This window comes from Pseudomonas sp. P2S-1, from assembly GCF_057197725.1.
In genome coordinates, this window is sequence record NZ_CM170068.1 from 5,558,920 (window position 1) to 5,575,680 (window position 16,761).

At 65.1% G+C, this 16,761-nt stretch carries 13 protein-coding genes and 2 pseudogenes; 3 read left to right on the top strand and 12 right to left on the bottom strand.

The annotated features are described in order from the left end of the window. Positions 1-7: 7 nt before the first annotated feature. Positions 8-232 (bottom strand): DUF3820 family protein, encoded by a 225-nt coding sequence (locus AC2CQI_RS24920; RefSeq protein ID WP_484578202.1) that lies wholly within the window; start codon positions 230-232, stop codon positions 8-10. A gap of 209 nt (positions 233-441) precedes the next feature. On the opposite strand from AC2CQI_RS24920, the gene AC2CQI_RS24925 reads away from it, so the two are divergent. Then, positions 442-912 carry a ferritin-like domain-containing protein gene (locus AC2CQI_RS24925; protein ID WP_075801190.1) on the top strand — a complete coding sequence of 157 codons (471 nt, stop codon included), beginning with the start codon at positions 442-444 and terminating at the stop codon, positions 910-912. 125 nt (positions 913-1,037) lie between these two features. Here the strand turns inward: AC2CQI_RS24925 and AC2CQI_RS24930 are convergent, their stop codons facing one another. From AC2CQI_RS24930 to AC2CQI_RS24960, 7 genes are all read right to left on the bottom strand, one after another. Continuing rightward, positions 1,038-2,546 carry a sensor domain-containing diguanylate cyclase gene (locus tag AC2CQI_RS24930; RefSeq protein ID WP_484578203.1) on the bottom strand — a complete coding sequence of 503 codons (1,509 nt, stop codon included), beginning with the start codon at positions 2,544-2,546 and terminating at the stop codon, positions 1,038-1,040. Positions 2,547-2,860: 314 nt separating this feature from the next. Next, positions 2,861-4,195, bottom strand: a complete 1,335-nt coding sequence (locus tag AC2CQI_RS24935; protein ID WP_484580664.1) for an OprD family porin — start codon at positions 4,193-4,195, stop codon at positions 2,861-2,863. 207 nt (positions 4,196-4,402) lie between these two features. Next, positions 4,403-4,627 (bottom strand): hypothetical protein, encoded by a 225-nt coding sequence (locus AC2CQI_RS24940; protein WP_484578204.1) that lies wholly within the window; start codon positions 4,625-4,627, stop codon positions 4,403-4,405. Positions 4,628-4,864: 237 nt separating this feature from the next. Beyond that, the gene (locus tag AC2CQI_RS24945) at positions 4,865-6,247 is read right to left on the bottom strand and encodes a heavy metal sensor histidine kinase (RefSeq protein ID WP_484578205.1); all 1,383 of its coding nucleotides are present in this window, start codon (positions 6,245-6,247) and stop codon (positions 4,865-4,867) included. Continuing rightward, complete coding sequence (locus tag AC2CQI_RS24950; protein WP_075801186.1) at positions 6,222-6,896, bottom strand: heavy metal response regulator transcription factor; 675 nt, start codon at positions 6,894-6,896, stop codon at positions 6,222-6,224. The genes AC2CQI_RS24945 and AC2CQI_RS24950 overlap by 26 nt, the downstream gene beginning before the upstream one ends. A gap of 9 nt (positions 6,897-6,905) precedes the next feature. Further along, positions 6,906-10,022 carry a multidrug efflux RND transporter permease subunit gene (locus AC2CQI_RS24955; RefSeq protein WP_484578206.1) on the bottom strand — a complete coding sequence of 1,039 codons (3,117 nt, stop codon included), beginning with the start codon at positions 10,020-10,022 and terminating at the stop codon, positions 6,906-6,908. Further along, a complete protein-coding gene (locus AC2CQI_RS24960) occupies positions 10,019-11,194 on the bottom strand; it encodes an efflux RND transporter periplasmic adaptor subunit (RefSeq protein WP_484578207.1) in 1,176 nt (391 codons plus the stop codon). Before AC2CQI_RS24960 ends, AC2CQI_RS24955 begins: the two co-directional genes overlap by 4 nt. Positions 11,195-11,426: 232 nt before the next feature. Between AC2CQI_RS24960 and AC2CQI_RS24965 the strand changes: the two are divergent. Further along, positions 11,427-11,708, top strand: a pseudogene (locus AC2CQI_RS24965) (PAS domain-containing protein); the annotation flags it as partial. A gap of 312 nt (positions 11,709-12,020) precedes the next feature. Continuing rightward, positions 12,021-13,007: pseudogene (locus tag AC2CQI_RS24970) on the top strand (methyl-accepting chemotaxis protein); the annotation flags it as partial. A 9-nt stretch (positions 13,008-13,016) separates the two neighbouring features. Here AC2CQI_RS24970 and AC2CQI_RS24975 read toward each other — a convergent pair. From AC2CQI_RS24975 to norR, 4 genes are all read right to left on the bottom strand, one after another. Further along, complete coding sequence (locus AC2CQI_RS24975; RefSeq protein WP_484578208.1) at positions 13,017-13,787, bottom strand: YkgJ family cysteine cluster protein; 771 nt, start codon at positions 13,785-13,787, stop codon at positions 13,017-13,019. Beyond that, complete coding sequence (locus tag AC2CQI_RS24980; RefSeq protein ID WP_075801181.1) at positions 13,766-14,068, bottom strand: hypothetical protein; 303 nt, start codon at positions 14,066-14,068, stop codon at positions 13,766-13,768. Before AC2CQI_RS24980 ends, AC2CQI_RS24975 begins: the two co-directional genes overlap by 22 nt. A gap of 163 nt (positions 14,069-14,231) precedes the next feature. After that, a complete protein-coding gene (locus AC2CQI_RS24985) occupies positions 14,232-15,131 on the bottom strand; it encodes a chemotaxis protein (RefSeq protein WP_075801180.1) in 900 nt (299 codons plus the stop codon). 84 nt (positions 15,132-15,215) lie between these two features. Continuing rightward, positions 15,216-16,742 carry a nitric oxide reductase transcriptional regulator NorR gene (norR, locus tag AC2CQI_RS24990; RefSeq protein ID WP_484578209.1) on the bottom strand — a complete coding sequence of 509 codons (1,527 nt, stop codon included), beginning with the start codon at positions 16,740-16,742 and terminating at the stop codon, positions 15,216-15,218. Positions 16,743-16,761 lie beyond the last annotated feature (19 nt).

Consider the following 16,761-nt stretch of genomic DNA (forward strand, 5'->3'; position numbering starts at 1 on the left):
CGCTTTATCAGGGGCGGGGATATTTCTTGCGCAGCGGTTCGAGCAGGTCCGACAGGCCGTTGTGATCGACCTCGTGCATCAGCGCCAGCAGGCTGCCCAGTTCACCCTTGGGGAAGCCCTGGCGGGCGAACCAGTTGAGGTAGTTGCCGGGCAGGTCGGCGATCAGCCGGCCCTGGTATTTACCGAATGGCATTTCACGGGTGACCAGCAGGACGAGGGCTTCGGGATTCATAGGACGGGCTTGCAGGAAAGGCTGACGAATGGCTGGACGATACAGGCAATCTGCATGAAGGCCAAAGGACAGATCATGCAGAAAGCGAGCATACAGATTCGTTGTATTTTTATAAGTAATTGATATTTAAGATTTTTATGTGTTCGGTCGAGCTGGCATGAAGCCTGCGATATCCCTTGCAACTTCCCTCATGCAAAAGGAGCTGTGCCATGACCGACACCAACAAAGAAGTGATTTCCGTCCTGAACGACCTGATCGAATTCAGCAAGGACGGCGAAAAGGGCTTCGCTACCTGTGCCGAGGACGTGAAGCGTGCCGATCTGAAAACCTACTTCCTGCAGCGCTCCGGCGACTGCGCCAGTGCGGCGGCCGAGCTGCAGCAGCATGTGCGCAGCCTGGGCGGTGATCCGGAAACCTCCACCAGCCTGAGCGGTGACCTGCATCGCCGTTGGGTGGACCTGAAGGCGATGGTTACCGGCAAGGACGACGAGGCGGTGCTGAACGAAGCGGAGCGTGGTGAAGACCATGCGCTGAAGGCCTACAAGGAAGCGCTGGAGAAGCTGGCCAAGGTTGCCCCGGCGTCGGCGGCGTACAGCCTGGTGGAGCGTCAGTACCACGGGGTGCAGCGCAACCATGACCAGGTGAAAGTGCTGCGCAACAGCGCTCGTGCTCAGTCCTGATGAAAAATGCCCCGTTTCGGCGGGGCATTTTTGCTGTTGCTGATGGCCTCATCGCTGGCAAGCCAGCTCCCACAGGGACCGTGTGGGAGCTGGCTTGCCAGCGATGAGGCCAGTCCAGTCACTACTTAAATCGGGGCTTCTACACGATTGCGCCCATTCCCCTTGGCCCGATACAACGCCGCATCCGCCTTGGCCATCAACTCTCCCAGCCCCATCGAGCTACCTGGCTCATACACCCCGATCCCGATACTGACCGTCACCGGCCGCTCATCCCCGCCGTAAGCCGGCAACGCCTCGACACCCTGGCGAATCCGCTCGGCCAGGATCAGCGCACCGGCCAGATCGGTATCCGGCAGCACCGCCACGAATTCTTCGCCGCCATAGCGCGCCGCCAGATCGGTCGGCCGCAGCAGGCTGTCGTCAATCGCCCCGGCCACCCGCCGCAACGCCTCGTCGCCACCATGATGCCCATGTCGCTCGTTGAAGCCGCGGAAATGATCCACATCGATCATCAACACCACGATCGGCCGCTGGGTCCGCTGCGCCCGCGCCCATTCCCGGCGCAATACCTGGTCCAGTTGCCGGCGGTTGGCCAGGCCGGTGAGGCTGTCGGTGGCGGCCAGTTCTTCCAGGCTGCGCTCGGCACTGCGGCGGCGCTTCAGCTCGCGGCCGAGCAGCAGGGTCAGCCAGAGAATGCCCACGCAGAGCACCGCCGTCGCCGTGCTGACCAGGATCGCGGTGCGCTTCCAGGCGCTGTACACCTCGTTCACCGACTGGGTCACGACCAGGACCAGCGGCAGGTCCTGCACCCGGGCGAAGGTGTACAGGCGCAGCTTGCCGTCATCCCCGGAAGCACTGATGAAACTGCCGCTTCCTTCGGACAGCAGGCGCTTGAAGTTCGGCCGGTTGGCGAAGCTGTCACCGATCTGCTCGTTGGGACGCACGCTTTGGCCCGTGGCATGACGGGCCAGCAACTGCCCTTCGACGTTCATCAGGTTGATGGCGCTGTCGCTACCGACATCGAGGCGCTTGAACATGTCGTTGAAATGTGACAGGCGCAAGGCGCCGCCGGCCACCCCGGCGAAGTTGCCGTCGGCGTCGTCGATGCGCCGGCTGAAGCTGATGCACCAGTCCAGGTCGCCGAGCCGGGCCTTGAACGGCGGGCTGATGACCAGGCCCAAGGCGGGATTGCGCTTGTGTTCCTGGAAGATCGCGGTGTCGGCGAAGTTGGCCGAGCGCGGTTGGGTGCTGGCGGAGTCGGCGACCACGTTGCCGTCGCGGTCGAGCCAGAGGATGTCGCCACGCATCGGGCTGCTGAAGGCCTGGTTGAACAGCACCTGCTGGCGCATATGGGCGGGGATGCCCAGCAGTTCCGGGTGTTGCACGGCCCAGATCAGGCTTTGCAGGGACAGGTCGTAAAGCTCGACATTGCGGATGATGTCGGTCTCGATCAGTTTGACGATATTGCCGGCCGAGCGCACCGCGGTCTGCTCGACGTTCATCCGCTCGCGCATCAGCAGGAAGGTGACGATGGCGATGATCGCCCCCACGGCCAGACAACTGCCCAGATTCAGGAGCAGCTCCGGATGCTTCCGGTACAGGCCGGAGCGCGGGGGCGGGGTGTGCGCGTTCATGGTCGCGATGCCTGGGCGTCGGTTGGGCCGGAAAACGGATAAGGCCGTGCGCCGGCAACAGGCTGGACTGTTCCGGGGGACGGTGCGGGTAAAGGATTTCCATGGTTCGCCGCGCGATGCGCCCGTGCGGCGGCGGGTATTCTAGGTGGGGTGGGGATTGTAGGACAAGAATTTAGTGGTGAGGGCTGATGTATGGCTGTTGGTCTTGTGTTGGGACTGATGGCCTCATCGCTGGCAAGCCAGCTCCCACAGGGTTATGCGGTGCCTGTGGGAGCTGGCTTGCCAGCGATGAGGCCATCAGCCCTGGCGATGAATCAGAAGATATTCACGGGATACTCGACAATTAGCCGGTATTCATCGACATCGTTGTCCACCGCCGAATACCCCTGGCTACCCCGGTGCGCGGCCCAGCGCAGGCGCACGGTGAGGTCCTTGAGGGTGCTTTCCTGGACGGTGTAGGCCACATCCACGTCGCGCTCCCAGTGCTGGGCGTTCTTGCCGTCTTCACTGTACCAATGGCCATACCCGGTCCCGGTCGGATCGACCTTGGTCAGGTCCAGCTCACCCTTGGAGTACGAAACCGACGTGGTCAGCCCCGGCACGCCAACCCCGGCGAAGTCATAGTCGTACTTGAGCTTCCACGAACGCTCGTTCGGTCCGTTGAAGTCCGAGTAGATCTGCGAGTTGTCGAGGAACACGCTGTCGCCCTGGTTGATGTAGTCGAACGGGGTGTTGCCGTTGACCCGCTGGTACACCGCGGTGACCGCGTGGTAACCGACATTCACCGTGAAGTGCAGGCTGTAGGTGTTGTTGTCGATATGCCCGAGCAGGGCGTCTCCGGTGTCCTGGGTGTGGTAGTAGTGCAGGCCCGGGTTGAGGCTGACCAGGTCGTTGAGCTGCCAGGTGTAGTCGAGGTCGAAGTAGTACTGGTTCCAGATGTCCTTCAGCTCGGAGGCATACAGGTTGCTGCTCAGGCTTTCCAGCGGGGTCCAGGCGGCGCCGGCCCAGTTCAGGTGGCGGCTGTCGCGGTCGTCGGCGAGGCTGCCGTAGAAGGTGTCGATGCGCCGGTGGCCGCTCTGGTTGTACGGCTTGGTGAAGCTGGCCTGGCCGGCTTCGAGCATCAGGTCGTCGAAGCTGGTGTTGGTCAGGCTGAAGCCGCGGAAGGTCTGCGGCAGCATGCGGCTTTCGCCACCGGCGATCACCGGGTTGCTGAGGAACAGGTCACCGGCGCGCAGCACGGTGTCGAAGGCACGCACCTTGATCGAGGCGCCGGCACTGGAGAACTCGCCCGGGGCCTTGCCGTAGTCATAACCGGCTTTGCTCGGGCTGTTGATCGGCAGGATGCTGGAACCCGCGGTGCCGCCACCGCCGTCCAGCTTCAGGCCAAGCATGGCGTAGGCGTCGAGGCCGAAGCCGACGGTGCCCTGGGTGAAACCCGACTCGAACTTGCCGATGAAGCCCTGGCCCCATTCGCGGTTGTCGCGCACGTCGGGCAGCAACTGGTTGCGGTTTACATAGAAGTTGCGCGCCAGCACATCGAGGCTGGCGCCTTCGATGAAGCCTTCGGGCTTGTCGTCTTCAGCCTGGGCGTGCAACGGCATCGTTGCAGCCAGTGCAAGAAATAACGGGGTAAAACGTGGGGTCTTGATCACCTTGATGAACTCCTTGAGGTGGTTTTGGCGGCAGTTTTTATTCTGGATGCAGGTGTTTTTCTTATCGGGATCCGGCCGTATTCCGGTACTTTTCACCAGGCAAAAAAAAGCCGCTGACAGGCAGCGGCTTTCAATGACAGACGCAGCGGGACAAAAGTCACCCGCGCGAAAGTCGAGGGAAAAACGAGAGGGCAGTGCTGACGATCAGCTGTCGCTGGCGTCATTCGGGTTCGCCTTGGATGCGGTCTGTTCCGAGCCTTTGCTGGCGTCCTGCTGCTGTTTGGCGAAGGCCTCGCGGGACTGCGCCATGGCAGCCTGGTGGCGGGCGGTCTGGGCGACGAACGCCTGGGATTCTTCGGCCATCGCCAGGGGCGAAAGCAGGACGGAGGACAGGACGAAAACGCTGGCAATACCCATGCTGTTGGACATTTGAACAACCTTCTTGCAGAGCAAGTATCTGTTTGGTGTGTTCAAAATAATCGTTAGCAAACGAACGAAAAAGACGGGTTTTGGAGATGGACTGTTGCTGTTTAAGTAATAGTAGGTTGAAAGGGCCGGATTAGAGGGGTTTGGTGTTAGTGAGGGCCTCATCGCTGGCAAGCCAGCTCCCACAGGTATCACGTGCACCGCTGAACCTGTGGGAGCTGGCTTGCCAGCGATAGGGCCTCAAGCGGGCAGAAGAATCCCGAAGGTATTGGCCCCGGCCTGGCTACGCACGAACACACTACCGCCATGCATCACTGCAATCGCCTTGACGATGGCCAGCCCCAGCCCGTGATTGCCACCCCCACTGTTGCTGCGCGCCGCATCTACCCGATAGAAACGCTCGAACAACCGCGCCAGGTGCTCGTCGCCGATCGCAGGCCCGGGATTGCTCACGGCAACGCGGATCTGCCCGTCGGCGCGGTCGATGTTCACCCGGATCACTTCCTGCGGCCGGGTGTGCTGCACCGCATTGTTCAGCAGGTTGATCAGCGCCCGGCGCAGGTGCGCCTTCTCGATCCGCGCCTGGGCATCCCCGCTGACCTCGACCCGCACCTGGGCGTCCTCGAGGATGAAGTCGAGGTAATCGAGGGTGGTCGCCACTTCCTCGGCCAGCGAAGTACTGATCAGCGCCGTGGCCTTGCTGCCCTGGTCGGCGCTGGCGAGGAAGAGCATGTCGTTGATGATGCTGCGCAACCGCTCCAGCTCTTCCAGGTTGGACTGCAGCACTTCGAAGTAATGCTCGGCGCTGCGCCCGCGGGTCAGGGCGACCTGGGTCTGGCCGATCAGGTTGGTCAGCGGCGAGCGCAGTTCGTGTGCGACATCGGCATTGAAGGCTTCCAGCCGCGACCACGAAAGGTCGACCCGCTCCAGCGTGGCATTGAAGGCTTGGGCGAACTGCTCCAGCTCCGGCGGCAGCGCCGAGACCCGTAGCCGCCCGCTGAGCCGCGGTGGTGCCAGTTGCTGGGCTTCGTCGGAGAGCTGGCGCAGCGGCCGCAAGCCGATCCGCGCCGCCCAGTAGCCCAGCGCCGAGGCCAGCAGTACGCCGACCACCGCCAGGCTGATCAAGGCGATGAGCAAAGTGCGCTGGGTGTTCCAGAAGGTGTCGGTGTCGATGCCGATCAGAAAGCGCAGCGGCGGGCGTTCTTCCAGGGCCGGCAACTCGCTGAGCATGATCTTGAACGGATAGGGACTGTCGCCCAGGCGCACGTCACGCATCCCCGGCGGGCCTTCGGCGATATGCCGGATCGCCGCATCGGGATGGCCGTATTCATAACGGCTGTCGCTACTCACCACCCAGAAACGGATACGCCGGTCTTCCTCGCCGAGCAGGTCGAGCTTGCGCGTGACCTTGCCCCAGTGCTCCTGGTTGCCGAAGCGCGTCAGTGAGGATTCCAGCACGCTGTAGCGCGCCTCCAGTTCCGCCGAGGGCAGCAGGTCGAGGCTGCGGTCCACCTGTTTGTACAGGGCCCAGCCGATCAGCAGGAACACCAGCGCCGCGACCCCGGTGAACAGGGCGCTCAGGCGCAGGGCCAGGGAGTTAGTTCGCACGGTTTTCCAGGACATAGCCCATTCCCCGGATGGTGTGCAGCAGCTTGCTTTCGAACGGTCCGTCGAGCTTGGCCCGCAGGCGCTTGATCGCCACTTCGACGACATTCGCGTCGCTGTCGAAATTGATATCCCAGACCAGCTCGGCAATCGCCGTCTTCGAGAGGATCTCACCCTGCCGGCGCGCCAGCACGCTGAGCAGGGAGAACTCCTTGGCGGTCAGGTCCAGGCGCTGCCCGGCGCGGCTGGCCTTGCGGCTGATCAGGTCGACCCAGAGGTCGGCGACCTGGATCTGCACCGGCTCGTGCCCGCCGCTGCGCCGGGTCAGGGCCTGCAAGCGAGCGACCAGTTCGAGGAAGGAAAACGGCTTGCCCAGGTAGTCGTCGGCACCTTCGCGCAGGCCATGGATGCGGTCCTCGACCCGCTCGCGGGCGGTGAGCATGATCACCGGGGTCTGCTTGCGTGCGCGCAGGGCGCGGAGCACGCCATAGCCGTCGAGGCCCGGGAGCATCACGTCGAGGACGATCACCGAGTAATCACCCTCCAGCGCCAGGTGCAGGCCCTCGATGCCGTCCCGCGCCAGGTCCACGGTAAAGCCCTGCTCGGTGAGGCCGCGGTGCAGGTAGTCGGCGGTTTTTTCTTCGTCTTCGATAATCAGCACGCGCATGGTCGGCTCTCAGTGGGCAAGCGGCCGGGGCGCCGGGGCAGGGCGCTGGCGGCGGTGGAACAGGCGCTCAAGGGCCAAGTATATGACCGGCGTGGTGAACAGCGTCAGGGCCTGGCTGACCAGCAGCCCGCCGACCACGGCAATCCCCAGCGGCTGGCGCAGCTCGGCCCCGGCCCCGGCGCCGAGCATCAGCGGTACGGCGCCGAGCAGGGCGGCGAGGGTGGTCATGATGATTGGCCGGAAACGGGTCAGGCAGGCCTTGTGGATGGCTTCCTCCGGGCTCATGCCTTGGTTGCGCTGGGCATCCAGGGCGAAGTCGATCAGCAGGATGCCGTTCTTCTTGACGATGCCGATCAGCAGCACCACGCCGATCAGGCCCATGATGGTGAAGTCCTGGCCCCAGAGCCAGAGCAGGGCCAGCGCGCCCAGTCCGGCCGGGGGCAGGGTGGAGATGATGGTCAGCGGGTGGACGAAGCTCTCGTAGAGCACGCCGAGGATGATGTACACCGCCACCAGCGCGGCGAGGATCAACCATGGCTGGCTCGACAGCGAACTCTGGAAGGCCTGGGCCGCACCCTGGAAGGTGCCGCTGATGGAGGCCGGCATGCCCAGCTCGCGCTGGGTTCGTTCGAGGATGCTGACGGCATCGCCGAGGGCCACGCCCGGCGCCAGGTTGAAGGACAGGTTGGCCGCCGGGAACAGCCCGTCGTGGGCGATGGACAGCGGGCCGGTGCTCGGTGCCTCGACCTTCGCCACGGCGGCCAGCGGGACCATTTCACCGGTCAGCGGCGAGCGCAGGTAGAAGTAGTTGAGGCTTTCCGCGCGGCCGCGCTGGCGCGCGTCCAGTTCGAGGATGACCTTGTACTGGTTGGTCTCGGTCTGGAACTCGCTGATCTGCCGCTGGCCGAAGGCGTCATAGAGCGCCTGGTCGACATCACTGGTGGTCAGGCCGAAGCGCGCCGCAGCCTTGCGGTCGATCTCGATGCGGGTGACGCTGGCGCCCAGTTGCAAGTCATTGGACAGGTCGCGGAACGCCGGGTTGGCCTTGAGCCGCTCGGTCAGGCGTTCGGTCCACAGGTTCAGCGCCGGGCCGTCGTTGCTCTTGAGCACATATTGGTACTGGCTGCGGCTGGGGCCGGAACTGAGGTTGATGTCCTGGCCGGCGCGCAGGTACAGGACCACGCCGGGGATCTTCGCCAGCTTCGGCCGCAGGCGGTCGATGAACTCGCTGGCGGAGACGTCGCGGTCGCCGCGGTCCTTGAGGGCAATCCAGAAGCGCCCGTTGGCGATGGTCTGGTTGCTGCCGGTGACCCCCACCGAATGGGAGAAGGCGCGTACCGCCGGGTCGGCTTCGATGACTTCGGCCAGGGTCTGGTGCTTGGCGACCATGTCCGGGTACGACACATCCGCCGCCGCTTCGCTGGTGCCGAGGACGAACCCGGTGTCCTGCACCGGGAAGAAGCCTTTGGGGATCAGCACATAACCGACCACCGCCAGCGCGGTACTGAGGAAGAACACCCCAAGCATCAGGCGCTGGTGGGCCAGGGCCTTGTCCAGCAGGCGTTCGTAGGCGGCGACCAGGCGCTCGCCGAGGCCGGGCTTCTTCTCCTTGTCGTGGGCCGGGGCGTTCATGAACAGGGCACACAGGGTCGGGGCCAGGGTCAGGGACACCAGCACCGAGATCAGGATGGTCGAGGTGGCGGTCAGGGCGAATTCCTTGAACAGCCGGCCGACCACGCCGCCCATGAACAGCAGCGGAATAAAGGCCGCCACCAGGGAGAAGCTGATCGAGACCACGGTAAAGCCGATCTCCCGCGCGCCTTTCATCGCCGCCTCGCGACGGCTGTCTCCCGCCTCCAGATGGCGGTGGATGTTCTCCACCACGACGATCGCGTCGTCCACCACGAAGCCCACGGCGATGACGATCGCCACCAGGGTCAGGTTGTTCAGGCTGAAGCCCATCACGTACATGAAGGCGAAGCTGGCCACCAGCGAGACGCCAAGCACCGCCGAGACGATCAGGGTCGCCGACCATTGGCGCAGGAACAGCGCCATCACCGCGATCACCAGCAGCACGGCGATGGCCAGTGTCAGTTCCACTTCATGCAGCGAGGCGCGGATGGTCTGTGTGCGGTCCTGCAGCACCGAGACGTTGACCGTGGCCGGGAGCATTTCTTCCAGGCGCGGCAGTTCGGCGTTCACCCGGTCCACGGTATCGACGATATTCGCCCCCGGCTGGCGGAAGATCACCAGGTTGAGGCCCTGCTGGTCGCCGGACCAGGCCTGGACGTAGGCGTTCTCCGAGCCACTGATGACCTTGGCCACGTCCTTGAGCTGCACCGGCGCACCGTCGCGGTAGGAGACGATCAGTTGCGCGTACTGCTCGGGATGGAACAACTGGTCGTTGGTCGCCAGGGTGGACACGCTGCTCTCGCCGTACAACGCGCCCTTGGCCAGGTTGAGGCTGGTCTGCTGGATCGCCAGGCGCAGGTCGGCGAGGGTCAGGCCGAGGGCGGCGAGCCTGTCGGGCTGGGCCTGGACGCGGATCGCCGGGCGCTGCTGGCCGGTGATATTGACCAGGCCGACCCCGTCGATCTGGCTCAGTTGCCGGGCCAGCAGAGTTTCCGCGTAGTCGCTGAGTTCGTTGGCCGGCATGTGCTCGGAGCTGACCGTGAGGATCAGCACCGGGCTGTCGGCCGGGTTGACCTTGCGCCAGGTCGGCGGGCTCGGCATGTCCTGAGGCAGCCGGGCGGTGGCGGTGTTGATCGCCGCCTGGACTTCCTGGGCGGCGGTGTCGATGTTCTTGTCGAGGGTGAACTGCAGGATCAGGCTGGTGGAGCCGAGGGCACTGCTGGAGGTCATCTGGGTCATGCCGGGGATGGCGCTGAACTGCACCTCCAGCGGTGTGGCGACCGACGATGCCATGGTTTCCGGGCTGGCACCCGGGAGCGTGGCCGTGACCTGGATGGTCGGGAAGTCGGCTTCCGGCAGCGGTGCCACCGGCAGGCGCGGGAAGGCCACGACCCCGAGCAGGACCAGGGCGAAGGTCAGCAGCAGGGTGGCGACGGGGCGGTCGATGCACCAGCCGAACAGACCACCGCGACCATTGGGCAGGGCCGCGTTCATGGCTGCACGCTCGCTTCGCTGCGGGCGACGTCGCTGGCCACCGGTTTTGCCTCGAGGATTTCCACGGTGGAGCCGGGCTTGAGCCGCGACTGGCCGTCGGCGACGAGGCGGTCATTGGCTTCGACGCCGGTGATCACATTGAGCTTGCTGTCCTGGTAAACCACCTTGACCGGTACCGCCTCGGCCTTGTCGCCGGCGATGCGGTAGACGAAGTGCTTGTCCACGCCCTGGCGCACCACGCCGGGCGGCACCACCAGGGCATCGCGCTCGATGCCGGTCTGCACCCGCAGGGTCACCAACTGGCCGGGCCACAGGCGTGCATCCGGGTTGTTGAAGGTGGCCTTGGCGCGCAGGGTGCCGGTGCCGGCGGCGATCTGGTTGTCGATCAGGCTCAGGCGGCCTTCGCCGAGCAGCTGGCCGCCGGTATCGCCGTCGCCTTCCAGGTAGGCGTGGATCGGCGCCGCCTCGCGGCTGGCGGTGAGTTGCTGCAGGGTCGGCAGCCAGTTCTGCGGCACCGAGAATTCCACGTTGATCGGATCGAGGCGGGTCACGCTGAACAGGCCCTGGGTGTCGGTGGTGCGCACCAGGTTGCCTTCGTCGACATTGCGGATGCCGACCCGGCCGCTGACCGGCGAAAGGATCCGGGTATAAGAGAGCTGAACTTCGGCAGCGGCGATATTCGCCTGGTTGCCGAGCAGCGTCGCCTTCAACTGGTTGACCAGGGCCTGTTGCTGGTCGAGGGTCTGCCGCGAGATGCCATTGTCTTCGCTGAGCAGGCGATAGCGCTTGAGGTCGGTTTCCGCCACCTGTATTTGCGCCTGGCTCTGCCCGAGCTGGGCCCGGGCCTGGTCGAGGCTGGCGCGGATGGCGCGGTCATCCAGGGTGGCGAGCAGGTCGCCTTTTTTCACGTCCTGGCCTTCCTGCACGGCGATCTTCGTCAGCACGCCTTCCACCTGCGGGCGGATCACCACGCTATGCAGCGATTGCACGGTGCCGATGGCGCTGAGAAACCGCGGGACGTCCTCGCGCTGCACGGCGATCACGCTGACCGGGATGGCGCTGGAGGTCACCGGGCGTGCGGCTTGCGGGCGTTTGTTGACGAACCAGGCGCCACCCGCCAGCAGGACGATGGCCAGGAGGACAAGCAGCGTTCGGGGGCTGGAGATTCGCATGCGTCAAAGGCGCCGACAGAAGTGAAGGGAGAAGGGCTTCCTACCCTTATATAGAACAGACCCGGTCAGCACCGTGACGGCTAGCTGTCACGGCTGTCAGGTGCGAATCATTATCGATGAGCGGTGATGGCGATTGGCCTTAATGCTGCTCTGGGTCAAGGTTCCGGCAAGGGGTCAAACGTAGTATTTCCGCCCTGCTTTATAACCCCACCCGAACGACGAGCGCCTCTCGATGAAGAGCAATCTGCCTGTGACCGGTCGAAACGTGGATTACCCCGTGGATGCGAACATTCTTTCCACCACGGATCTGACGAGTGCAATCACCTACGCCAATGACGAATTCATCCGCATCAGCGGGTTTTCCCGCGAGGAGCTGATCGGCAGCGCGCACCATATCGTGCGCCACCCGGACATGCCACCGGCGGCGTTCGAGCACATGTGGCAGACCCTGAAGAAGGGACGTTCGTGGATGGGGTTGGTGAAGAACCGTTGCAAGAACGGTGATCACTACTGGGTGAGTGCCTTCGTTTCGCCGATCACCAGTCATGGCCAGACCGTGGAATACCAATCGGTGCGGACCAAGCCGACGCGGGCGCAGGTCGAGGCAGCGGAGCAGCATTACGCCGAGCTGCGCAGCGGCCAGCGCAGTTTGCTGGAGCGCCTGCCGGTACTGGGCATGGGCACCCGTCTGGGCCTGGGTCTGGGTGGTTTGCTCGCGCTGGTCATGGGTAGCCGCCTGCTGCTGCCGGACCTGCCTTACCTCGGCGTGGCGCAGTGGGCCGTCGCCGTCGGGCTCGGCGCGTTGATGATCCAGCGTACCCTGAGCCCCCTGGAGCGCCTCGGCCGGCGCGTGCGCGATATCGCCGACAACCCGCTGAGCCAGCGCCTGTACACCGGTCGCCGGGATACCGTGGGGCAGATCGAATTTGCCTTGCAGATGCTTGAAGCGCAGATCGGTGCGGTGGTCGGGCGCATCGGCGACACCTCCAGGCGCCTTGCCGGGCACACCGCCGACCTGGCCAGCCACCTGCAACACAGCCACACCACCACCCTCGGCCAGCAGGGCGATGCCGACCAGGTCGCCGAAGCGATCAACCGCATGGCGGCGCGGGTGGCGGAAGTGGCGAGCAGCGCACAGCAGGCTTCGAAGGCGGCGGACCAGGCCGAAGGCGAGACCCAGGTCGGGCATCAACTGGTGGACCAGAGCCGTACCACCATCCTGCAACTGGCCAATGCCCTGGCCGAGGCCACCGACGTTGTCCACACCCTGGAAAACCACAGCGAGGAAATTTCCGGGGTGCTGGAAGTTATCCACAGCATCGCCGAGCAGACCAACCTGCTGGCGCTGAATGCGGCGATCGAGGCAGCGCGGGCGGGGGATCACGGCCGTGGTTTTGCCGTGGTGGCCGACGAGGTACGCGGCCTGGCCCAGCGCACCGCGCAATCCACCGGGGAGATCCAGCGCATGATCACCATGCTGCAGAACGGCGCCCGCGATGCGGTGCAGGCCATGCAGCAGAGCAGCGATCACGCCGGGCAGAGCGTCGAGCAGGCCCAGCATGCGACCCAGGCGCTGCACGGCATCAGCCAGCGGGTCAACCAGATCAGCGAGATGAGCCTGCAGATCGCCTCGGCGGTGGAGCAACAGAGCCTGGTCAGCGAAGACATCAACCGCAATATCATCAGTATCCGCGAGGCCAGCGAGCAAAGCGTCACGGCCGGCCAGCGCGGGCATTCCACCGCCAGCGACGTGGCCGGCCTGGCCGAAGACCTGCGCCGCCTGGCCGAAGAGTTCTGGTGCCGGCGCCAGTAGCGCGGCGGATCAGAACCCGATGAAGCTGTAGTGCCCGGCGCTCGTGCCGGTGACCCTGGCCCCTGCCGAGTCCAGTTTTCCGGCAAGGTCGCCATCTTCCACATGCAGAACCCACGCGGCGAGCAGCGCTTGCGGGTCGGCGGCCGTTTCCAGCATGGCCTGTCGCAGCGCGCCCGTGTCCGGCAGATAGGCGGTGAAGCCGTTGCCTTTGAGTGCGCTGGTGTCGATGCCCAGGCGCTGGCAGACCAGGGCCTTGTTGCGGATATCGTCGCGGTCGGCCTGGCGTGATTGCTCGATCAGTTCCATCAGTTTCGGGTCCACCACGCGCTCGCGGTGAATCAGCGCCTCGCCGCTGTCCCAGGCTTCCGGCGGGCAGTCCTTGGCCTGCGGGCGCAGCGGGATATGCGGGTTGATCTCCATCGGATAGATGCGACAGACCAGTGGTCGGCGCTCGTAGATCAGGCAGCGCAGCTCGGCGTCGAGGTTGCGGCACGGGCCCGGGTTGAAGGCGGCGAAGGTGATCGCGACGTAGGCTTCGGTGTCGCCGCAGGGCACGGCGCAGGAGCGGCGACGGGCGTGGTCCTGCTGTTCCGGCGGCAGGCCGAGGCCGTTGGCGAGGAAGGCTTCGACCAGGACGATGACCTGGCCGCCGTCGTCGACCCAGGACCGGGCTTCGCCCAGGGTCAGGGGGACATGGTGCCCGGTGCAGCAGCGGCCGCAGCCGGTGCAATGGAAGTGGGTGGTGTCGGAAGCGTCGTTCACGGTTTGCCCGGGGTCCATTCAGTGACGTAGGCGTTCTTCTGGCGCCGGTCGTAGAGGCACAGTTCGGTGCCCTTGCGGTTGTTCATGTGTTTTTGCGGGTAGCGGCCTTGCAGGAGCAGGGCGGAATAGCCGCTGCGGTCATCGAACTCGGCGCTCTTGCCCAGGGCGCGGACGTCCTTGAGCTGGCTGGCCGCGGTGCAGGCGCGCAGCAGTTGCTTGTCGTGCTCGGCCCAGGCCTGGTCGCTGGAGGCGTGGGCGAGGGGGGCGAGCAGAAGCAGGGTGAGGATGGGCGCTTTCATGGGGAAGTGGCTCCTCTGGGGCTGAGTGCCGGAGTATGCCTGATCTTCTTTGTATTGTTCTTTCGGGCCTCATCGCTGGCAAGCCAGCTCCCACAGGTCCAGCGGCGCACACGGACCCTGTGGGAGCTGGCTTGCCAGCGATGAGGCCATCAGCAGCAAAAAATTATCTCTCGGTGAAGGCCACAGTCCGCGCCGCCACGATCAAACAGTCCGTCAACTCCGGCGAAGAAAACTTGGTCAACACCGCATTCGCTCCCGCCGCCTTGGCCTTTTCACTGTTCATCGCACTGTCCAGCGAGGTATGCAGCAGCACATAAAGATGCTGGAAGTCCGGCGTCTCGCGCAGGGTGCGGGTGAACGCGTACCCATCCATCTCCGACATCTCGATATCCGAGACCACCACGTCGATTTCCTGGTCGGTGCCCTGCAGGTCGAGCAGCACCGCGATCGCGTCCTTGGCACTGCGCGCCGTGTGGCACTCCAGGCCCAGCCCGCGCAGGGTGTAGATCGACTGCTGCAAGGCAACCTGGCTGTCATCCACCACCAGTATGTTGGTTGCCTTGAGGATGGTCGCGTCCTCTTCGCTGAGCTGCGACGGCGCGTCCTGGTGATGCACCGGGGCGATAGTGTGGATGACTTTTTCGATATCCAGCACCTGGACCAGGGTGTCGTCGATCCGGGTGACCCCGGTGATGAACGACTTTTCCCCCGAACCGTAGGGCGGCGGACGGATGTCGGTGCTCTTGCAGTGGACGATGCGCGCCACCGCCTGGACATGCAGGCCCTGCTTGGAGCGGCTGATATCGGTGACGATCAGGCAGCCGCCATTGGGGTCGGCCAGCGGTCGTTCGCCGATGGCCCGGGACAGGTCGATCACCGGCAGCGAGTTGCCCCGCAGGGTCGCCACGCCTTTGACGTGGGGATGGGCTTCGGGCAGGCGGGTCAAGGGCGGACAGGGAATGATCTCGCTGACCTTGAGCAGGTTGATCGCCATCAGCTTGCCGCTGCGCAAGGTGAAGAGCAGCAGCGACAGCGAGTCCGCGCGGGCTTTTTGCGAGAACATAGAAACCTTCGTGCGTAGATGAGAATTCAGAAGCTTGTGCCGGGTTATCGACCCCGGCACGCAGCCCTTTAGCATATCCGTAAATCAGCGCAGGCCAAGGCGGCGTGCCAGCCGTGCGAGGTTGGCACGGTCCAGGCCCAGTTCGCGGGCGGCGCTGGCCCAGTTGTGCTGGTGGCGCTCCAGGCATTGGCCGATCAGTTGGCGCTGGTAGTGGTCGAGGGCCTGGCGCAGGTCGCCGCCGTTTTCGGGGAGAGTAGCGGGCTTTGCCGGCGCGCTGGCCGGGGCAGTGACACCGGGCAGGTCCAGGTCCGGCGCGTCGAGGGTCAGGATCCTCGGACGATCATGGTGTTGCCCCAGGGCCTTGAGCGCCGAGCGCCCGATCAGGTGTTCCAGCTCCCGCACATTCCCCGGCCAGTCGTAGGCCAGCAGCGCCGCCTGGGCCTCGGCGCTCAGGCGCAGGCTGTTGAGGCCCATGCGCGAGCGGTTCTGTTCGAGGAAATAGCCGGCCAGCAGCAACACGTCGCGGCCACGCTCGCGCAAGGCAGGCACCGGCAGCGGGTAGACGCTGAGGCGGTGGTAGAAGTCGGCCCGGTAACGACCGGCTCGGACTTCCTCGGCAAGATCACGGTTGGTGGCGGCGATCAGGCGCACATCGACGCGGTGTTCCTGGTCCGAGCCGAGGCGCTGCAACTGGCCGCTCTGTAACACCCGCAGCAGCTTGGCCTGGACCACCAGGGACAGCTCGCCCACTTCATCGAGGAACAGCGTGCCGCCATTGGCCAGCTCGAACTTGCCGCGGCGCTCGCCCACCGCGCCGGTGAAGGCCCCGCGTACATGGCCGAACAGCTCGCTTTCCACCAGAGTGTCGGGCAGTGCCGCGCAGTTGAGGCTGATCAGCGGCTTGTCGGCGCGGGGCGAGGCCTGGTGGATGGCCTGGGCCACCAGTTCCTTGCCGACCCCGGTTTCCCCGGTGATCAGCACGGTCAGGTCGCTGCCGCCGACCAGGCGGATCTCTTCCAGCAAGCGCTTGTGCGCCTTGCTCTGGCCGATCAGCTCCTTGGCCTGCTGGTCGCTGGCCTGGCGGTAGACCTCGGCGCGCAGGGTCAGGCCTTCGATGCGCTGGGCCACGTTGACCGTGGCGGCGGCAAGGCTGGCGAAGGCTTGCAGGGAATCCAGTTCGGCCTGCTGGAAGCTTTCCGGCTCCAGCGCGTCGAGGGTCAGCAGGCCCCAGGGGCGTTCGTCCACGAACAGCGGACAGCCCATGCAGTCGTGCACTTCCAGTTGCTGGTGCAGGCCCTCGACCAGGCCATCGTAAGGGTCGGGCAGCTCGCTGTCGCTGGCGAAGCGGGTCGGATCGCTGCGGCTGAGGATGGCGGCGAAGCGCGGATGCTCGCTGACCCGGAAGCGCCGGCCGAGGGTATCGGCGCTGAGCCCGTCTACCGCCAATGGCACCAGCCATTCGCCGTCCAGGCGCAGCAACGCTGCGGCATCGCAGGGCAGCAGCGCACGCATGGCACCGAGCAGGCGACGGTAGCGCTCGTGCTCGGGCAGCTCGCGGGACAGGTCGCTGACCAGCGGGAGGAGGGCGGTGAGTAGCGGTTTCGAGGTCATAATGACTCCTTGTGGTCGT